Consider the following 16,794-nt stretch of genomic DNA (forward strand, 5'->3'; position numbering starts at 1 on the left):
GCGCCCGCCCGCCGGCCACCGGCGGGCGGGCCGTCACCAGGGGGCGCGGGCCCGGCCCGCGCCCCCGGACCCGTACCACCCGAGGAGCCCTATGTCTGTCCGCGATCCCCGTTCGGCCGCCGTCTTCCCCATCGTCCTGCGGGAGCTGACGGTCCTGCGCGCCGAGAACATCACCCCGGGGATGCGACGCGTCACCCTCGGCGGCGCCCAGCTCGCGGCCTTCCACCGCGACGGGCTCGACCTGCCCGCGATGCGCACCGAGGGCTTCGACGACCATGTGAAGTTCTTCTTCCCCGGGCAGGACGGGCGGCTGGTACTGCCCGGCCAGAAGACCAGCAGCCTCGACTGGCCCGAGGACGAGCGGCCGGTCTCCAAGGACTACACCCCGGTCCGGTTCGACCCCGAGGCCGGGGAGATCGACTTCGACTTCGTCCGCCACCCCGGCGGAATCGCCTCGGCCTGGGCCGAGACCGTGAAACCCGGTGACCTCGCCCATATCGCCGGGCCCAAGATGTCCCAGGGCGCCCCCGAGGGCGCCGACTGGCTGCTGGTCGTGGGCGACGAGACCGCGTTGCCCGCCATCGGGCGCTGGCTCGCCGAGATGCCCGAGTCCGCGGTCGCCCGGGTCTTCGTGGAGATCGGCGACGACTCCCACCGCCAGGAGCTGCCGACCCGGGCCGACGCCGAGATCGTCTGGCTCTCCCGCGACGGCGCCCCCGCCGGAACCACCGACCTGCTGGAAAGCGCCGTCCGGAACGCCGACTGGCTGCCCGGCACCGTCTTCGCCTGGGTCGCGGGCGAGGCCGTCACTCTCAAGGGGATCCGCCGCCATCTGCTGACCGAACGCGGCGTACCGCGCGAACACACCCACATCACCGGCTACTGGCGGCGGCCCGCCACGGCCGCCCCCGTCGAACTCCCCGCCGCCCTCGGCGCCGACACCGCAGCCGACACCATCACCGAGGAAGAAGAGGACGACGCCCACGAGCGGCTGCACGCCCTCACCGACCTCACCCCCGGCTACACCATCCGGGCCGCCGTCACCCTCGGCCTCTTCGACCTGGTCGACCGCGGCGTACACGACCTCGACGGTCTGACGGAGCGCACCGGGGCCGACCGCTCCACCCTCGCCGCGCTCCTGGCCTACCTCGTCTCGATCGACCTCCTCACCGGCGGCCCCGACGGCTACCGGCTCACCACGATCGGCCGCCAACTCGTCGAGGACGACCACTCCGCCGACGAGTACCACCTCGAGGGCGCCCAGGCCGCCCTCGACACCTCGGTCAGCGGACTGCTGCACACCCTGCGCACCGGTACCGCGGGCTACCGCACCCGGGACGGCGCGACCCTCACCGAGGCCCTGGCCCGGGAACCCCGGCTGGCGGCGGGCACCCGTGAGGTCGTCGAGGACGAGGCCCGCTGGATCGCCCCCGGTGTCGTCACCGCCTTCGGCTGGTCCGCCGGTACCCGGCTCACCGCCGCCGGACCCGGCTCGGCCACCGTCGTCAACGCCCTGGTGAAGGCGTTCCCCGGGCTGCGGGCCAGGATCGCGGCCCCGCCGTCCGAACTCCGGGTCCTCCAGGAGCGGATCCTCGACACCGATGTCCTCCCGGCCGTCGAACTGATTCCGACGACCCAGGGCCCGCCCGCCGCCTCCGGGCCCCTGCTGCTCTCCCGCAGGCTCGAACAACTGCCGGACGACGACGCGGTCCAGACCCTGATCGAGGCGGGCCGCGCGGCCGCCTCCGGCGGCCCTCTCCTCCTGGTGGAGCGGGTCCCGGCGCCCGACCCGGACGACATCGGCGCCGTCGTCCACCATCTGCGGCTCAAGTGCGCCTTCGGCTCGGGCGTACGGGACGCCGACGCGGTCACCGAACTGGTCCGCCGCGCCGGACTCACCGTACGGAGCTGCCGCGACATCGGCTGGGACAGCCGGCTCTGGACCCTCGACCCCGGTACCGGCACCGGCGATTGACCCGGCTCGTTCCCGGCCGGGACTCCTCCCCGGCCCGGAACGGCGGTACGCCCGCGCCGGACGGCGCGGGCGTACCGTATTCCGATCGACCCGGCGGTCGGATCAGCAGAGCACCAGCAGCGTGGCCTGGATGAACGTGTGGTCCTTGAAGCCCTCGACCACCGGACGGAACGCCTCGGCCGCCGTCTTCGGGGCGGGCTCCGGGCTGCCGACCGCGAAGTCATGGGACTGGTCGAGCGTCGCCCGGACCTGCTCGCCGGGGCAGTGCACACCCTTGTTGGCGACGACGACATCCGTCAGCTGGGTGACCAGGTCGCCCAGGTTGTCGTCCTGCCAGCTGGCGACCGTGCCCTCCGGGTCCTCGAAGCTGAAGCGCTCGAAGACACGGGCCTCGGCGCGCCCCTCGCCCTGGATCATCAGGATGTACACACGGCGCTGGACCAGGGAGTCGGGCAGGCTCGCCAGATTCTCGGCCACCTTCTCCGGCGCGCCGTAGAACGCGTGGGTCTGACAGTCCCACGCGGCCGGCGTACAGGCGGCGGCCCTGACCTCGGTGGTGGACTCGGGCTGAGTGAGCAGCTTTTCGGACAAGAGACTCGGCTCCTTCCGGAGGGGTACGCCCGGACCTGCTGCGCGCCATGGTGGCGGCGGGCGGATACGGCCACGGTAGACACGCCTCACCGGCCCCGTCGATCTCCGGAAAACCCCCTACGGGGAACACCTCACCGGTGAACACACCCCTCCCGAGGGCCCCCCGCCGCTCTCACCCGAACGGCCGGTTCGGCCGTGTTGACCACGGCCCGGCGGCCCACCACGATGAGGCACTCGACCGCGCGTGGACGCGAGGAGACCGCGTATGGGAGCACTCAGTCTGTACGGAGCCGCGCTCCGCGTCCCCGGCATCCCCCGGGTGGTGATCGCCCTCTTCGCCTGCCGGCTGCTCGCCGGAATGGTGAGCCTGGCGCTGCTGCTCGCGGCCGAGGACGTGATCGGCGGCTTCGCGGGCGCCGGACTGGTGTCGGGCGCCTACGCCGTCGCCCTCACCTTCACCGCCCCCGTCTGGGGCCATGTCACCGACGCCCGGGGGCTGCGGAGATCCCTGGTGGTCGCCACCGTCCTCCAGGCGCTGGCCTTCACCGTCTTCCTGCTGGTCGCCGCCGGTGAACCGCACCCCGCCCTGCTGGCCGCCGCCGCTTTCGTCGTCGGCGCCTGCACCCCGCCGTCCGGCGCCGTCTCCAACTCCGTCTTCACCGGCTATGTGACCGGAGAACAGGAACGCAAGACCCTGCTGGCGCTCTCCGGACTGCTCACCGAGAGCGTCTTCATCCTCGGGCCGCTGATCGTGGCCGGTGCGGTTCTCCTCTTCTCCCCGCTCGCCGCCGTACTGGCGACCGCCGTGATCTCCACGGCCGGGGCGCTCTGGCTGGCCGGGGCCGCCGCGGTGGCCGCCGCCGACCGCGAGCGGGCCGAGCGGCCGAGCCACCCCGACCGCGACCGGTTCGTCTGGCCACCGGGCCAGCTGAGGATCCTGACGGCCATCGCCCTCGGCGCGGTCGCGATCGGCGCCGTCCAGGTCACCTCCGTCGCCCACGCCGACGGCATCGGCACCAGCGCCGGACTGCTGCTCGCCGTCACCGCCTGCGGCGGCGTCCTCGGCAGCCTGCTCTACGGCGGACTCCGGCTGCCCGGCTCCCAGACCACCCATCTGGTCATCGCCCTGGCCGGATACGGGCTCGCCATCGCCACTCTCGGCCCCGAACCCGGACTCGCCCTCAGCCTCGTCCTGCTGTTCGTCATCGGCTTCGCCAACGGGCCCGCCGACGGCATCGAGGCCGCCCTCGTCTCGGACCGGGCCACCCCCGAGACCCGGGCCCGCGCCTTCGGCCTGCTGGTCTCGGCCAACTGGATCGGCTTCGCCGCCGGATCCGCCCTCACCGGCTATGTCGTCGAGCACACCGCCACCGGATCCGGCGCGATCGTCGGCGCGGTCGCCGCCCTCGCGGCCGTCGTCGCCCTCGTCGAACGGCCCCGGCCCGCGCGGCCGGCCGCCACCGGAGACCTGCCGTCGGGAAAGGGCGCCGAACATGCCGGCTCCTGAACCGCCGGCCACCGGGCCCGCCCCGGACCCGACGACCCATCAGCACCTCGCCTTCCACGGCTGGTCGGGCCGGTGGGAGGAGGTCGCACGCCGCCTCTTCGCGGTCCCCGCCGACCTGGTCGCCGCCCCCTGCTGCGCCCTGCTGCTCGCCGGACCCCACCGGGGCGATGTCGTGGTCCTGGAGCGGGACGCGCCCGGCGGCCCCCGGGCCCGTACCCTCGCCAGGACCGGAGCCGTACCGGAGGAACTGCCCGGACGCCTCGCCCGGCTGGTCCTCGACGGCGCCCCGGCCGAGGAGACCGTGGCCGCCCTCACCGCGATCGACGGTTTCACCGAGCTGGGCACCACCCCGGCGCCCCCCACGGCCCGGGGCGCTTTCGGCCATCCGCTGCGCCACTACCCGGAGGACGGCCGGCTCGACGCCTATGTGCTCGCCGCCCGGCGGGACGGGGAACGCTATGTCCCGGCGGGCTTCGGCCGGGGCCCGGCCCGCGAACCCGGCTGGGAACTCTTCACCGTGACGGGCCTGCGCCGCGCCGTCGCGGGCGCCCTGTACGGACTGCCCCGGGAGATCGTCGGCCGCGAGCACCGGCTGCTCTTCCTCCGGGCCGGGGAGACGTACGAGATCCACCACTTCGTCACCGCCCCCGGCGACCCGGCCCAGGTCACCGTACGCGTCCAGCGGGGCACCGGACCCGACGACGCGGCGGCCCGGGCCCTGGCCGCCGTGCGGAGCGCCGGCACCCCCGGCGAGCGGGCCCGGGCGGTCGGGGCCGTACTCGACGGCCTCGGCGACCGGGAGGTCTCCGGGCCGTCCCTGGCGCCGATCTCCCCGCGCGGGCTCTTCGGCAGGCCGCTCGACGCCCTGGGCGCCGGGCGCCCCCCGGCGGCCGATGTCGTCGGCGCGGCGGTCCTCGTCCACTGACCCCGCGCCGACGACCGGCCCGCTCAGTCCCCGTTCACCAGCGGCAGCCGGGGCACATCGGCCGGGACGAAGCCGAAGACCTGCCCGTAGAAGGAGAGTTCCGCCTCGTAGCAGGCCGCGATGTTCGCCCGGTCGCGGAAGCCGTGCGACTCCCCGGGGAAGGGGAGATAGGCGTACGGCAGCCCGCGGCCCGCCAGGGCCTCGGCGAACCGCAGCGACTGGGCGGGCGGCACCACCGGATCCTCGAGACCCTGGATCAGCAGCACCGGGCACCGGATCCGGTCCGCCCGCCCCAGCGGCTCCCGGTCCGCGTACTCGGCGGGGTCGTAGGAGCCGACGAGCTCATAGGCGTACCGGGACTCGAAGGCATGGGTCTCCGCGCCGAGGGTCCGCAGCGACGACACCCCGAAGTAGGAGACACCCGCCCCGAAGACGTCGTACGCGGTGATCGCGGCCAGCACCGTCCAGCCGCCCGCACTGCCGCCCCGGACCGCGATCCGGCCCGGGTCCGCGAGTCCGGCGCCGACCAGCTCGCGGGCGACCGCGACCACGTCCTCCACATCGGCCGCGCCCCAGCGGCCCCGCAGCCGGTCGCGATGGCGGCGGCCGAATCCGCTGGACCCCGTGTAGTTGACGTCCACCACACCGATGCCCCGGCTGGTGAAGTACGCCTTGCCGAGATCGAGTCCCGGCCCGGCGAAGCCGGTGGGCCCGCCGTGTACCCACAGCACCCAGGGCGGCCTGGCGGCCGCGGCCGGCGGCGCTCCGTCCGGGGGCGGCGGCAGGGGCCCGGTCGGGGCGTAGACATAGGCCGATACCGGTGCCCCCGACGCGCCGCGCACCACCAGCTCGGACGGCTCGGGGAGCAGCGCCGCGGGCGGCAGCCGCTCGGCCTGCCGGGCCAGCACCCGGTAGGCGCCGGAGGCGATGTCGACGGCGAGCACCGAGCGGGGGAGCCGGGGACCGTCCGCGATCCCGGCGACCGTCGTCCCGGCCACCGCGATCCCGCCGGACCAGCAGTCGTACGGCAGCTCGACGTCCCGGAGGGTGCCCGCGTCCGGGTCGAGCACCCCGAGCCGCAGTGGTCCGCGGCCGTGCAGTACCGCCAGCCGGCCGTCGGCGAGGACGCCGTACGGGCGGTCGCCCAGCTGCCACGGCGGCTCGGCGAACTCCTCGTCGGCGGGGAACAGGGACCGCGCGGCGGAGCCGTCGGCGGCCAGCAGCCAGAGATTCCACCAGCCGGAGGCGTCGGAGATCGCGTAGAGCGAGCCGTCGTCCCGCCAGACCGGCGCCAGTACGGACTCGGCGGGGCCGCCGCGCAGGACCCTCGTACCGGTGAGGGCGCCGTCCGGGCCGATCCGGGCCAGCCGCAGTTCGGTGCCGTCCCAGGGCATCCCGGGGTGGTCCCAGGCGAGATAGGCCAGGGTGCCGCCGTCGGGGGAGACGGCGGGGCAGGCGTAGAAGTCCGCGCCGGAGGCCAGGGTGCGGACGGCCGCCGGGTCGTCGGCGGCGGTGCCGTCCAGGGGGACGGCGGCCAGGGAGCGGACCGAGACGTCCTCGCCCTCGACCTCGCGGACGCACCACACCTCGGCGCCGGGGCCGGGGGTGAGATCGGCGTAGCGGACCCCGGGGCCGCCGGGGGAGGGGGCGGGGGTCAGCGGGCGGACGGTGCCGTCCGGGTCCGCTCGGTGGATCCGCTGATCGGAGCGGTGGACGAAGAGTACGGAGCCGTCGGGCAGTACGGAGTACGAGCGTCCGCCGTACTCGTGGACCCGGGTGGCGGCGTCCCAGTGCGGGGCGAGGGGCTCGACGGCCGGGGAGTGGTCTCCCGGACCGGTGTCGGGGGCCCGGCGGACGAGCGCCGTACGGCCCTTCTCACGGGGGCGGCGCTCCTGCCACCACACACCCCGGCCCGGGCCGTCGGCGACGACGGCGGGGAAGCCGAAGTGCAGCCGGGCGGAGGCGACATCGGCGGCGGTGATCGGCGGGGCGGCGGGCACGGGGCGGTCCTGCGGGGTCAACGCTCCATCACCGCGACGGGGCTGCCGCCCTCCAGCAGCCACTTCGCCACCATCGAGGCCCGGGTGTGGACCTCGTACCGTAAATAGAGGCGCTGGAGATGGGAATCGACGGTCCGGGCGGATACGCCGAGCCGTTTGGCGATCTCCTTGTCACAACAGCCCTCCGCGATGAGCGAGAGGATTTGTGCCTGACGTGGGCTGAGGTTCACGGGGTTCTCCTCGTCCGCGACGGCGGCAGGGGGCGACCGGGAACCGCCGGACGGTGCCGCTCCGGTCCGGCGAACGGGCGCGGCGCGCGGGGACCGTGCGTCTTCCGCGGGATGAGGGGGTGCGCCGCGACAGCTGACGTCCCGCCACCATACCCAAGGGGGTAGGGGTACAGAGGCAGTCGAACGCGCCATAAGAGGGCGGGCGCGGCGGCCCGCAGGGCCGGGCGGAGCACGGGCTTCCGGCAGCCTCACCGGGTATCACGGGTATCACCCCGCCACCGGCGCCACGCGGGTCTCGGCCGCTCCGGTCCGCCCGCCGGGTGGCGCACCACCGGCTTCCGTCCGGCCGTAGCGACTTGCCTGCTATGGGCAAGACTTCGGTGTGATCCGCATTGATCACCATCAGGTGGTAAAAGTGCAGGTCCCAGCGGTGAAGCCGCGGTGATAGCATTCCCGAATCCGCGATCATGAATCTCACAACTCAGGCACGTCGCCACATAGTTGGCGTGGGGGAAAGCGGCCGGGTTGCGGACCCTCTCGAGGTGTATCCGTCGATGTGTTCAGGTCATGCGCCGGGAAAGGTATGCCGTGAATCAAGACGCACTCATATGGTGCCTGGTTGCCGTGGCGGCGACAGCCGTCGCCGCGGTCGTATTGCTGGTCGGCCGCAATAGGGCCCTGGGGGCGAAAAGACGCGAGGTCGAGGCCGAACTGGGGCACCGACTGCGGTTGACGGAAAGTCAGCTCACCGTGACCCAGGCCGAGTTGCGGCGAATGCGGGACGAGCAGGAGGCCACGGTCAAGGAAGCGGAGGAGTCCTCCGAAGACAGTACCAAGGCCGTATTGAAGGGCGCCGCCCGCTTCCTCCAGAGCCTGGCCGCGGAACAGATGGCGCTCCTCGAGGAGATTCAGCGGAAATACGGTGGCCACTCCGTTCTGTCGGACCTCCTGGAGGTCAACCACGCCAATGCCCAGATGGCCCGGAAGGCCCAGGGCATCGCGGTGATGTGCGGTGCGCCGATCGGCCGCCGCAGCCGCCCCGCGAGCGTCTACGACGTCGTGCGCAGCGCCCAGGGCCAGATCCGCAACTTCAGCCGGGTCGAGATCATGCAGCAGACCGGCTTCGCCCTGAAGTCCTCGGCGGTCTCCCCGGTCGCGCTCGCCGTCGCCGAGCTCCTCGACAACGCTGCCAGCTTCTCGCAGAGCGACGCCCCGATCGAGGTCACCTTCCAGCACGTCCAGAACAACCTGTGCATCGTCATCGACGACGCCGGTGTGAGCATGAACGACGAGGAGCGGCAGAAGGCCACCGCCCTGCTCGCCGGCGACGTCCGGCCCCGCCTCTCCCAGCTGGGCAACCAGCCCAAGTTCGGTTTCCCCGTGATCGGCCTGCTCTCCCGCCAGCACGGATTCCATGTGGACGTCACGGGCGTCTCCCGGTACGGCGGCGTCCGCGCCGTCGTCCTGCTGCCCGAGGAGCTGTGGACCATGGAGGAAGTACCGCAGCAGCCGGTGAACGAGGCCCCCGTACGGGACATCCGCGAGGCGGAGGGCCGGGGCCAGCACTCCGGGCGCACCGTCCACGGACTGCCCAAGCGCGGCGCCCGGCAGGCCCCGCGCAACGGCCTCGGCGCCGCTCGTGAGGGCGTCCGGCCTGCGTCCAGGAACGCCGACGACGACGCCCGCGCCACCGGCCGCGGCCTCGGCGCCTTCCAGCGCGGCAGCATATCCGGCCGCAACCTCGACTCCCCGCCGTTCGAAGGGGCAGAAGACACATGACCGCAGATCTGTCGTGGATGCTCGAGGACATCGTGCGCAATGTGCCCAAGGCACGGCACGCGGTCCTGCTCTCGGCCGACGGACTTCCGCGCGGCGCCACCGAGGACCTCTCCGCCAAGGACGTCCGCACCATCTCCGCCGCCATGGCGGGGATGCAGTCGCTCAGCCGGGCCATCGCCCACTTCGCCGGGGACGAGGCGGACCGGCGGTGGAGCCAGACGATCATCGAGTTCTCCCATGGCTGGATCTTCCTCATCGGGGCCGGACAGGGGGCCTATCTGGCCGCCGCCGCCGCACCCGAGGTGGATATGCAGCAGATCTCCTTCCGGATGCACCGTCTGGTGGCCCGGCTGGGGGACAACCTCACCTCGCCGCCGAGGGTGGACGCGGGCCGCGCCAAGACCGCGGACGACCCCCGCAGCCGCCCGGCGTCGGCCGGGGCACCGGGCTTCGTCCTGCCCGAGCTCGACCAGGTCGTCGCCGAGGTGGCCGGTGCCCGGCACGCGGTCCTGCTGGGCGGCGACGGACTGCCGCGCGGCGCGACCTCCGGGCTCAGCCGCGATCTGGCCGACACCATCTCCGCCGCCATGACCGGCATCCACGCCTACAGCCGGGCCACCTCGCCGTTCACCGGCGGACCCGGCGACACCCGGTGGCGCCAGACGGTGATCGAGTTCGAGCACGGCTGGATCTTCCTGATCGCCGCGGGCGACGGAACGTTTCTGGCGGCCGCGGCGGAGCGCGACGCCGATATCGAGGAGTTCAGTACCCGTCTGCACGGCGTGGTACCGAGGCTGACACAAGGTCCGGCACGGGCGGGGAGCGCCGATGCATGAGGAACCTGAGCACGAGCTGGAACTGACGTCCGATCTCGTACCCCTCTTCGTGATCACCAACGGATGGGTGCTGCCACCGGACCACGAGTACGAACGGACCACCCTGGTCTGCGCCCAGACCGACACGGCCGCCGCCCGGACCCTTTCCCCCGAGGCGCGCGTCGTCCTCGACCTGGTGGCCGACGGCTTTCTCTCCGTCGCCGAGGTGGCGGGCCACACCCACCTCCCGCTGGGCGTCGTCCGGATCCTGCTGGCGCAGCTGGAGGAGAACGCCCTGATCGTGGTGCGAAAGCCCGTCCCGCGTGCCGAACGTGTCGACAGAGAACTGCTCAGCGCCGTGCTCGATGGCCTGAAAACCCGATTCGGAGCGTGACTCGTGTACCTGGACCCAGGCGTCTCCACCGCGGTGAAGATTCTCGTGGTGGGCCACTTCGGAGTCGGCAAGACCACCTGTATCGGCAGCATCTCCGAGATCGAGCCCCTGCAGACCGAGGAGGAGATCACCGAGGCGAGCGAGGGCTTCGACGATCTCTCCGGCACTCCGGACAAGACGACGACCACCGTCGCCATGGACTTCGGCCGGCTCACCCTCAGCGACCAGGTGGTGCTGTACCTCTTCGGCACCCCCGGCCAGGAGCGCTTCAAGGAGATGTGGGAGGAGCTGTCCCGCGGAGCCCTGGGCGCCCTCGTCCTCGTCGACCCCGAGCGCCTCTCCGAGTCCTTCCCCATCCTCGACCTCGTCGAGAGCTTCGGACTGACCTACGCCATCGGCGTCAACCACTTCCAGACGTCGCCGGTCTATCCGCTCGACGAGGTCCGGGAGGCGCTGAACCTCAGCGCCGACACCCCCGTCGTGGCCTGCGACGTACGGGATGAGCGCTCGTCCGCCCAGGCGCTCATCACCCTGGTGAACCACCTTCTATCGCTTCTCGGCTAGGAGACTCCCCCATGCAGCAGCTCCCCGACGGCAGCGGGATACCCGCGGGCTGCCCCGCACACGGCAATACGCCGCTCTACGGGCCGGCGTTCGGCTCCGACCCCGAGGGCACCTACGCGACCCTGCGCTCCCGCGGCCCGAGCGCCCCCGTCGACATCGCCCCCGGTGTCGAGGTCGAACTGGTCACCAGCTACGACGCGGCGCTCTACATCCTGCAGAACCCGGCGTCCTTCGTCCGCGACTCCCGCCGCTGGAACGCGCTCAACGAGGGACGGGTGCCCGAGGACAGCCCCGCCCTGCCCATGATGGGCTACCGGCCCAACGCCCTGTTCAGCGACGGGGCCGCCCACGCCCGGTTGCGCCAGGCCGTGACGGACAGTCTGGCCACCGTCAACGAACTGCAGCTGGTCCGGCAGACGCAGCAGTCCGCGGACTATCTGATCGGCCAGTTCAGCGGTGTGCCCCAGGGGCAGGCCGAGCTGATGGCGGACTACGCCCAGCCGCTGCCCCTGCTGGTCTTCAGCGACCTGTTCGGCTGCCCGCCGGAGATCGGCGACCGGGTCATCGCCGGGATCTCCGGGATCTTCGACGGCACCCCCAACGCCGACCAGGTGCTCGGCGGGGCGCTCGGCGAGCTGATCGCCCTCAAGCGGCGCAACCCCGGCAGCGACCTGACGACCCGGCTGATGGAGCACTCCGCCCGGCTGACCGACGAGGAGGTGCTGCACCAGCTGGTGACCCTGCTGTCCGGCGGTACGGCCCCCCTGACGGCCGCCATCGGCACCAGTACCGCCCTCTACCTGGCGGAGGAGTGGCAGACCGGGCTCCCGGTGGAGGACGCGGTCTCCCAGGCGCTCTGGAACTACGCCCCGATCGCCAACTACGCGGCCCACTACCCGACCCACGACGTGGAACTCGGGGACCGCACGATCCGGGCCAACGACCCGATCGTGATCTCCTTCGCCGCGGCCAACACCGACCCCCGGCTGACCGCGCACCGGGAGCAGCTCAGCGGCAAGGCCCATCTGGCCTTCGGCGCCGGGCCGCACGCCTGCCCCGCGAAGGACCCGGCGTTCATGATCGCGGTCGCGGCGGTGGAGACGCTGCTGAACCGGCTTCCCGACGTCGAGGTGCGCGTTCCGTTCAAGGACCTGAACTGGGCGCCCACCCCGTGGAGCCGCACCCTGGTGAATCTGCCGATCCGCTTCACCCCCCAGAGCGTCGCCCCGAAGCCGGCCGAATACACCCGGCCCTCGGCCCAGCGGGCCGTCGCCCCGTCCCACCCCGGGACCCCGGCGCCCGCGGCCCGGTCCCAGGCCAAGGGGGGACTCTTCAGTCGATTCCTGGCATGGACGAGGGGGGAGTGACGTGAGTGAACGGAGTGACGTAGGTTACTTCGGGTGATCCGGCGGTCGCGGATAGCTTAATTGTTTCTGGGGTACACATGGCGGCTGAAGCTGAAGAAAGGATCCGCCACTGTGAGGGTCGCGACCCCTGCCCCGGTAGACAGCCGTACCGCCGCACCGCTCTTCTCCCGGCTCCGAACTGCGAAGGGGCAGAGCGCCCCTTTCCCGATCTACGAGGAGCTACGGTCGATGGGGCCGGTTCTCCCGGCGCCGTGGGGTGGTCATGTGGTCACCGGCTACGACCTGTGCGACCGGATACTCCGTGACCGCGACTGGCTCGAACCGGACCGGAAATGGCGTGGCCGCCGAGGGGGCGGGACCCGCTGGGGCTCGCCCTCCTCGACGGAGATGAGCAAGACCCTGCCCGCCCTCAACCCGCCCGATCACACCCGGGTCCGCCGGGCGGCCGGTTCGTTCGACCGTAACGCCATCGAGCGGATCGGCCGGATGGTCGGACCATTGACCGACCGGCTCCTCGACGGTGTCGCCGAACGGGTGCGGTACGGCGAGGCCGACTTCGCGGACCTGGTCTGCGAGGAGCTTCCGGTGGCCACCATCGGCGGCTGGCTCGGCCTCCCGTCCGGCGATCTTCCCCGGCTGCGGGAGCTGACCCACGATCAGGTCTTCACCCAGGAGCTGCTGCCGTCCGCGAGCCAGCTGGCCCTCTCCGACGCGGCCACCGCCGAACTCCGCGCCTACTTCACCGAACTGGTGCGCGAGCGCCGGCGGTGCCCCGGCGACGACCCCGTGTCCCGCTGGATAGCTACCTGGGACACCCTTGAGGCGGACCGCGACAAAGCCGACGAAGCGGTCTACTTCCTCGTCCTGTTCGTCCTGCTGGCGGCTCTGGAGACGACCTCCACCATGCTCGCCACCACCGTCCTGCTGCTCCTGGAGCGCCCCGAGTGGTGGTCGCGGCTCGCCGCCGCCCCCGACCTGGTCGCCGGTTTCGTGGAGGAGTCGCTGCGCTACGACCCGCCGACCCAGGTCATCAGCCGGGTCGCCGCGCGGGACCAGATGATCGACGGGATCGAGGTACGCGAGGACGAGATGGTGCACCTCATGGTCGCCGCCGCGCACCGGGACCCCGCCCGCCACGACGATCCCGAGCGTTTCGACCCGCTGCGCAAGCCCGGTCATCTCGCCTTCAGCGGGGGCATCCACTACTGCATGGGAGCGCCGCTGGCCCGTCTCGAAGCCCAGACCCTGCTCCGTCACCTGACCGCGCGGCTGCCCCGCCTCACCCTGGTGCGCCGCCCGTCGTGGGCGCCCCGGGTGGCGTTCCGCCGCCTGTTGAACCTGGATGTCGCTCTCGCATGACCACCCGTCATATATTCGCGGCCGGCTCGCTCCGGCCCTCGTCCGTGCCGCCCGGGGACGCCGTGCCCGGACCGCTGGGGATCCGGGAGGACGGCCCGGTCCTGCGGGTCGATCTGAACCCCAACGGCGGCAACAGCCTCGGGATCGCCGCGATCGGCGAGCTGAGTACGCTGATCGACCATCTCCACGACCGCCCGGAGGTGCGGGCCCTCGTACTCTCCTCGTCGGGCCGCGACTTCTGCCTGGGGGCGGACCGGGACGAGTACCGGACGATCCTGGAGGCCGATCCCACGGGAGCGTCCCTGCGGCGTGCCGTCGACACCGCCCGCCGCCTCTGCCAGGCGCTGGAGAGCACCCATGTGGTCACCGTCGCCCGTCTCCACGGCGGTGTCGTCGGCGCCGGGCTCGCCGTCGCCTCCTTCTGCGATCTGCGGGTCGGCGCGGACGACTGCCGCTTCCGGATGCCGGAGGTCGCGGTGGGTCTGGCGCCCGCGTGGGGCGGTGCCCTGGGTCGGCTGATCGCGGAAGCCGGCGCGTCCCGGATCCGCGAACTGATGCTGACCTGCGAGAACTTCGACGCGTGGACGGCCCAGCGGATCGGCCTGCTGCACAAGGTGGTGCCGCGGGACGGTCTCGACGACGCCGTGGACGACTGGACGGGTCCGCTCGCCCGCCGCTCCGCCGAGGCGCTGGCGCTTACCAAGAGCATGTTCGCGGGGTACGCGCGGGCCCATCGCACCTCCGACACGGCCCTGCTGGACGCCCATCTGCTGGCCGCGAGGCTCACCCGGTAGCGCCCGGCGCCGGTCGAACCCCTTCGCGGCGCCTTCCACCGCCGGGACGGCGCTGACGGACGGGGCGCCACCGTACGGAACCGGGGCCGCCGTGCCACCCGTACGGCCCGGCCCGCCACCCGCCACCGCAGGAGCCACCGCGTGACCACCCCGCCCCATCCGGCGCTCGCCGGCGGTCCGGTCTATCTGGACTACAACGCGACCACGCCCGTCGACCCCCGGGTCGTCGCCGCGATGGTGCCCCATCTGACCGCCCACTTCGGCAATCCGTCCAGCGGTCACGGCTACGGCACCCGGGCCCGGGGCGCCCTCGACGGCGCCCGGGCCCGGGTGGCGGCCCTGGTCGGCGCCCGGCCCGGCGAGATCGTCTTCACCGGCTCGGGCTCGGAGGCCAATCTGCTCGCCCTGCGCGGCGCCGTACTCGCCTCGGGCCGCCCCCGCCCGCATGTGATCACCCAGGCCACCGAACATCCCTCGGTCCGGGAGAGCTGCGAAGACCTGCGCCGGTGGTACGGGGCGCGGATCACCGTACTGCCGGTGGACGGGGACGGCCTCGTCGACCCGGCGGCCCTGGCCGCCGCGCTCACCGACGAGACGGTGCTGGTCTCGGTGATGGCGGCCAACAACGAGACCGGCGCGCTCCAGCCGGTCCCCGAGCTGGCGGCCGCCGCCCGCGCGCGGGGCGCGCTGTTCCACTGCGACGCCGCCCAGGCCGCGGGCCGGATCCCGCTCGACGTCCGGGCCCTGGGGGTGGATCTGCTCACCGTGGTCGGACACAAGATGTACGCGCCCAAGGGCGTGGCCGCGCTCGTCGTCCGGGAGGGCGTGGCGCTGGAGCCCGTCGTCCGGGGCGGCGGTCAGGAGCACGGGCTGCGGGCGGGCACCGAGAGCGTCGCCCTCGCGGTGGCCCTCGGGGCCGCGGCCGACCTCTGCGTCCGGGAGGCGGCCGACGGCGCCCCGGCCCGGCTCGCGGCCCTGCGCGACCGGCTGCGCCGACGGCTGGACGAGGGGCTGCCGGGCCGGGTCCGGCTGCACGGCCCGGCCGATGCGCGCCGCCTGCCGAACACCCTGAACATCGGGATCGAGGGCATCGGCGGCGATGTCCTGCTGGCGGGCGCGCCCGGGATCGCGGCCGCCACGGGGTCGGCCTGCCACAGCGGGGTCCGGGCCCCGTCGCCGGTGCTCACCGCCATGGGGCTGCCCGGCGGGCGGGCGCTGGAATCGGTCCGGCTGTCGCTGGGGCGCTGGACCACCGAGGCCGAGGTCGAGACGGCCGCCGCGGCTCTGCTGGCGGCGGGCGCCCGCTGAACCCGCTCCCGCCGAGCGGCCCGGCGGCGATCGGCGCCCCGGTGCCGGAATGAGGCGTACCGCCCATGGGCCGGAGCGCACGGAACGCCCTGAAATTGCCCCGGCCCGGAGAAAGACGGGATCGGCGCGTCCGCGGGGCCGGGGTGGGGGCAAAGCCCGTAATGATTCGATTTGTTATACGCCTACACCCTGTGAAGATTCGGTGTGTTCCGCCATATGGCTGAAATGTGACGGTTCATCAAAGCCCGGGGGGAGCAGTTTAAGTGTGCTGGTGACGGGCGTGCGAAAGGGTTCTGGATAGTGAGTCGAAGGGAGATCGGAGTTCTTCTGATATCCGAGGACCAGCTCGATCGGGCTGGTCTGCATGCGGTTCTGGGGAAGGATCCGGGAATTACCGTCGTCGGCGATGCCGAATCTCCCGGAGAGGCCCAGCAGTTAGCCGTATCGGTCAAGCCCGATGTCATCCTGTGCAGTGAGCGGACGCTCTCCCGGGAGACCGTGGTACTCGCCGAGCGGCTGGCCGCCCAGTCCAGCGACGCCCGTCCGGTCCATCTGATCGTGCTGGTGCCGTCCCCCGACGAGCAGGCCATCGGCCTGCTGCGGATCGGCCGGTGCACCCTGCTGGGGCGGAGCGTGAGCCCCGGCGACCTGATCGCCGCGGTCCGGCTGACGGCTGCCGGGTACATGCCGATCAGGACCGACCTGGCGCGCAATCTGGCCACCGCGTCGGTCTCCCTCAAAGGGGCGTCCCAGGAGACCCCGGATCAGGTCCGGTCGCTGACCAAACGCGAACGCCGGGTCTTCGAACTCATGATCCAGGGGCTGTCGAATCCGGAAATAGCGGTGGGTCTCGGAGTCGCCGAATCCACCGTCAAGTCCCATGTCCAGAACATCCTGGGAAAGCTGGGACTCCGGGATCGCGTACAGGCCGTCATCTTCGCTTACGAGGCGGGTATCGTACGCCGCCCGGCGCCGCTGGCCGAGCGAATGGGAATGTCGTACGCCTGATGCCGCAATAGCGCGGCGGGCCTGTTTCGACTCCGGAACGCGACCCCGGCGATACGCTCCGTCCCGACTCTCCGCCGAACGCGGCGCCCGGCATCGGACGCCGCGACGGCCCGGGGTGCCCATTCGGACACCGCCGTCCGGTGGGCGGGCCCGGCGCGTCGATGATGTCGCGGGCGGC

Annotated in this window: 15 protein-coding genes; 12 read left to right on the forward strand and 3 right to left on the reverse strand. The window is 72.8% G+C overall.

Features of this window, described 5'->3' with window-relative positions; genetic code table 11:
- Positions 1-91: 91 nt before the first annotated feature.
- On the forward strand, positions 92-1,975 hold the full coding sequence (locus ABZ714_RS22400) for an SIP domain-containing protein (protein WP_358827055.1): 1,884 nt from the start codon (positions 92-94) through the stop codon (positions 1,973-1,975).
- Between the two features lie 102 nt (positions 1,976-2,077).
- On the opposite strand, the gene ABZ714_RS22405 is transcribed toward ABZ714_RS22400, so the two are convergent.
- On the reverse strand, positions 2,078-2,566 hold the full coding sequence (locus tag ABZ714_RS22405) for a hypothetical protein (RefSeq protein WP_358827056.1): 489 nt from the start codon (positions 2,564-2,566) through the stop codon (positions 2,078-2,080).
- Positions 2,567-2,831: 265 nt separating this feature from the next.
- On the opposite strand from ABZ714_RS22405, the gene ABZ714_RS22410 reads away from it, so the two are divergent.
- On the forward strand, positions 2,832-4,073 hold the full coding sequence (locus tag ABZ714_RS22410; protein ID WP_358827057.1) for an MFS transporter: 1,242 nt from the start codon (positions 2,832-2,834) through the stop codon (positions 4,071-4,073).
- Positions 4,060-4,998 carry a hypothetical protein gene (locus ABZ714_RS22415; protein ID WP_358827058.1) on the forward strand — a complete coding sequence of 313 codons (939 nt, stop codon included), beginning with the start codon at positions 4,060-4,062 and terminating at the stop codon, positions 4,996-4,998. Before ABZ714_RS22410 ends, ABZ714_RS22415 begins: the two co-directional genes overlap by 14 nt.
- A 23-nt stretch (positions 4,999-5,021) precedes the next feature.
- Here the strand turns inward: ABZ714_RS22415 and ABZ714_RS22420 are convergent, their stop codons facing one another.
- Together ABZ714_RS22420 and ABZ714_RS22425 are read right to left on the reverse strand one after the other, a co-directional pair.
- Positions 5,022-7,019: a prolyl oligopeptidase family serine peptidase gene (locus ABZ714_RS22420; RefSeq protein WP_358827059.1), complete on the reverse strand. Its 1,998-nt coding sequence runs from the start codon at positions 7,017-7,019 to the stop codon at positions 5,022-5,024.
- Positions 7,016-7,228, reverse strand: coding sequence for a helix-turn-helix transcriptional regulator (locus ABZ714_RS22425; protein ID WP_358827060.1), 213 nt, complete (start codon positions 7,226-7,228; stop codon positions 7,016-7,018). Before ABZ714_RS22425 ends, ABZ714_RS22420 begins: the two co-directional genes overlap by 4 nt.
- Before the next feature lie 624 nt (positions 7,229-7,852).
- On the opposite strand from ABZ714_RS22425, the gene ABZ714_RS22430 reads away from it, so the two are divergent.
- The 9 genes from ABZ714_RS22430 (at position 7,853) to ABZ714_RS22470 (ending at position 16,616) form a co-directional block, all read left to right on the forward strand.
- Positions 7,853-9,007: an ATP-binding protein gene (locus tag ABZ714_RS22430; RefSeq protein ID WP_358827061.1), complete on the forward strand. Its 1,155-nt coding sequence runs from the start codon at positions 7,853-7,855 to the stop codon at positions 9,005-9,007.
- The gene (locus ABZ714_RS22435) at positions 9,004-9,843 is read left to right on the forward strand and encodes a roadblock/LC7 domain-containing protein (protein WP_358827062.1); all 840 of its coding nucleotides are present in this window, start codon (positions 9,004-9,006) and stop codon (positions 9,841-9,843) included. The genes ABZ714_RS22430 and ABZ714_RS22435 overlap by 4 nt, the downstream gene beginning before the upstream one ends.
- Positions 9,836-10,216 (forward strand): DUF742 domain-containing protein, encoded by a 381-nt coding sequence (locus ABZ714_RS22440; RefSeq protein WP_358827063.1) that lies wholly within the window; start codon positions 9,836-9,838, stop codon positions 10,214-10,216. Before ABZ714_RS22435 ends, ABZ714_RS22440 begins: the two co-directional genes overlap by 8 nt.
- A gap of 3 nt (positions 10,217-10,219) precedes the next feature.
- Entirely contained in the window at positions 10,220-10,780 is a 561-nt protein-coding gene (locus ABZ714_RS22445) for an ATP/GTP-binding protein (RefSeq protein ID WP_358827064.1), read from the forward strand.
- Between the two features lie 11 nt (positions 10,781-10,791).
- Positions 10,792-12,147, forward strand: coding sequence for a cytochrome P450 (locus ABZ714_RS22450; protein WP_358827065.1), 1,356 nt, complete (start codon positions 10,792-10,794; stop codon positions 12,145-12,147).
- 228 nt (positions 12,148-12,375) lie between these two features.
- Positions 12,376-13,506 carry a cytochrome P450 gene (locus ABZ714_RS22455; protein WP_358827066.1) on the forward strand — a complete coding sequence of 377 codons (1,131 nt, stop codon included), beginning with the start codon at positions 12,376-12,378 and terminating at the stop codon, positions 13,504-13,506.
- Positions 13,503-14,300 carry an enoyl-CoA hydratase/isomerase family protein gene (locus ABZ714_RS22460; RefSeq protein ID WP_358827067.1) on the forward strand — a complete coding sequence of 266 codons (798 nt, stop codon included), beginning with the start codon at positions 13,503-13,505 and terminating at the stop codon, positions 14,298-14,300. Before ABZ714_RS22455 ends, ABZ714_RS22460 begins: the two co-directional genes overlap by 4 nt.
- 141 nt (positions 14,301-14,441) lie before the next feature.
- Positions 14,442-15,608 carry a cysteine desulfurase family protein gene (locus ABZ714_RS22465; RefSeq protein WP_358827068.1) on the forward strand — a complete coding sequence of 389 codons (1,167 nt, stop codon included), beginning with the start codon at positions 14,442-14,444 and terminating at the stop codon, positions 15,606-15,608.
- 300 nt (positions 15,609-15,908) lie between these two features.
- Positions 15,909-16,616 carry a response regulator transcription factor gene (locus ABZ714_RS22470; RefSeq protein ID WP_358827069.1) on the forward strand — a complete coding sequence of 236 codons (708 nt, stop codon included), beginning with the start codon at positions 15,909-15,911 and terminating at the stop codon, positions 16,614-16,616.
- Positions 16,617-16,794 lie beyond the last annotated feature (178 nt).

Origin of the sequence: Streptomyces sp. NPDC006798 (genome assembly GCF_040635975.1) — a bacterium.
Classification (GTDB): Bacteria; Actinomycetota; Actinomycetes; order Streptomycetales; family Streptomycetaceae; genus Streptomyces.

What these genes read in the sequence shown, in the direction of transcription:
- ABZ714_RS22455 (WP_358827066.1), top strand. Translation starts at nt 12,376, where the DNA reads ATGGGGCCGGTTCTCCCGGCGCCGTGGGGTGGTCATGTGGTCACCGGC.
- ABZ714_RS22460 (WP_358827067.1), top strand. Translation starts at nt 13,503, where the DNA reads ATGACCACCCGTCATATATTCGCGGCCGGCTCGCTCCGGCCCTCGTCC.
- ABZ714_RS22400 (WP_358827055.1), top strand. Translation starts at nt 92, where the DNA reads ATGTCTGTCCGCGATCCCCGTTCGGCCGCCGTCTTCCCCATCGTCCTG.
- ABZ714_RS22440 (WP_358827063.1), top strand. Translation starts at nt 9,836, where the DNA reads ATGCATGAGGAACCTGAGCACGAGCTGGAACTGACGTCCGATCTCGTA.
- ABZ714_RS22435 (WP_358827062.1), top strand. Translation starts at nt 9,004, where the DNA reads ATGACCGCAGATCTGTCGTGGATGCTCGAGGACATCGTGCGCAATGTG.
- ABZ714_RS22415 (WP_358827058.1), top strand. Translation starts at nt 4,060, where the DNA reads ATGCCGGCTCCTGAACCGCCGGCCACCGGGCCCGCCCCGGACCCGACG.
- ABZ714_RS22410 (WP_358827057.1), top strand. Translation starts at nt 2,832, where the DNA reads ATGGGAGCACTCAGTCTGTACGGAGCCGCGCTCCGCGTCCCCGGCATC.
- ABZ714_RS22450 (WP_358827065.1), top strand. Translation starts at nt 10,792, where the DNA reads ATGCAGCAGCTCCCCGACGGCAGCGGGATACCCGCGGGCTGCCCCGCA.